The sequence below is a fragment of the Streptomyces sp. NPDC002130 genome, assembly GCF_040296465.1.
In the GTDB taxonomy this organism is placed as follows: Bacteria; Actinomycetota; Actinomycetes; order Streptomycetales; family Streptomycetaceae; genus Streptomyces.
This window is the reverse complement of record NZ_JBEOXI010001022.1, coordinates 1-1,217: the sequence shown is the minus strand read 5'-3', so window position 1 is coordinate 1,217 and position 1,217 is coordinate 1. Positions and strand designations below refer to the sequence as shown.

The window sequence follows — 1,217 nt, the reverse complement described above, 5'->3', positions numbered from 1 at the left end:
CGCGGCGACGGTGGTGGAAATGGCCCTCGGAGCGCTGGTCGCCGCTGTTGTAGCCGCTGTCGGGCTCTTTGCTTTCGGCCGAGTGCAGTGGCCGGCGTTCACTTCTTCCAATGTCACGCAGGCAGTCACGACAGTGCTGCAGGTGCTCTGCATCGCAGTGGTCGGTGTTGCGGTTCTGATGTTCCGCGCCCGCAAGGCCGAGCGGGTCGCAAAACTCCTCTCGTGGGCCGGGCTCTCCGGCTTCGTCACCACGACGCTCGGTCTTCCCCTCGCGGCGACAAGTCTGTATCTGCACGGCGTCTCCGTCGATCAGCAGTTTCGCACCGAATACCTGACCCGGTTGACGGCCCCCACTGTTTGCCCAATTGAATCAGTGCCATGATCAATTCACTGAGCTTGAGTTCACCCAGGTCACGGCCGAGAATCGGGGCCAGGGCCGTTGCGACCTGCATACCGAGCTGATCGTCGTCGACCTCGTAGTCGGTTGCATATCCCAAGGATCGAATTCCGCGGGCGACACGGGCGAAATCACCGTCGATGAGGGTGGCTCGGAACATGTAGGACACGTCGACATCGTCGCTGCCATCTCTTCCCCCGGAGTGGTACTGGTCCATGACCAACGCAATCCGGTGCACCCCGACTACGCCGTCAGCAAGAGGATCATCGAGTTGTTCGAAAGCTCGACGGACGTCGGTGGCCGGCCGTGGAAGGTCATTCGGGTACCCGCTCCCGAAATCCTGCGCGACGACGAGGGATTCGTCGACTACAGCTACATCAACCATCTCGTGGTCAACCGTGGAGTGATCGCCTGCAGCTTCGACGATCCTGCCGACGCCGAAGCGGTAGTGTTCCTGTCAGCCGGCTACCCAGGACGCCCTGTCGTCACCGTCGACGCCAGACCGCTGTTCGAACGTGGCGGCGGCATCCACTGCATCACCCAGCACCAGCCCGCTGAACAAGACTGACGGCGGCAGAATTAGCGGCGACCTCGCATGTAGTCACTCACGACGGCTGCGCCGAGGCCGTCCAGGTCCGGCGCGATGACGCGTCCACCCACCCGGTGCGCCATCCGGTCGACCACCCTGGCCAGGCCTGGATCCTCACCGAGGCGGAAAAACGTGACCTTGGCGCCCAGCCTGGCCACCGCGTCGAGTGCTCGAACCGTCAAACCCTGGGTTGGCGCACTCGGCGGGTAGTCGAACCAGGCTTCTCCGTCC

Annotated in this window: 3 protein-coding genes; 2 read left to right on the top strand and 1 reads right to left on the bottom strand. The window is 63.4% G+C overall.

The window, feature by feature from the left end; translation table 11 throughout:
* Both ABT116_RS48025 and ABT116_RS48020 read left to right on the top strand, forming a co-directional pair.
* The coding region (locus tag ABT116_RS48025; RefSeq protein ID WP_351647803.1) for an arabinofuranosyltransferase at nucleotides 1-382 on the top strand (382 nt) is incomplete at its 5' end.
* Nucleotides 366-965: an agmatine deiminase family protein gene (locus tag ABT116_RS48020; protein WP_351647801.1), complete on the top strand. Its 600-nt coding sequence runs from the start codon at nucleotides 366-368 to the stop codon at nucleotides 963-965. The genes ABT116_RS48025 and ABT116_RS48020, both read left to right, overlap by 17 nt.
* 11 nt (nucleotides 966-976) lie before the next feature.
* On the opposite strand, the gene ABT116_RS48015 is transcribed toward ABT116_RS48020, so the two are convergent.
* The coding region (locus tag ABT116_RS48015) for a hypothetical protein (RefSeq protein WP_502984095.1) at nucleotides 977-1,217 on the bottom strand (241 nt) is incomplete at its 5' end.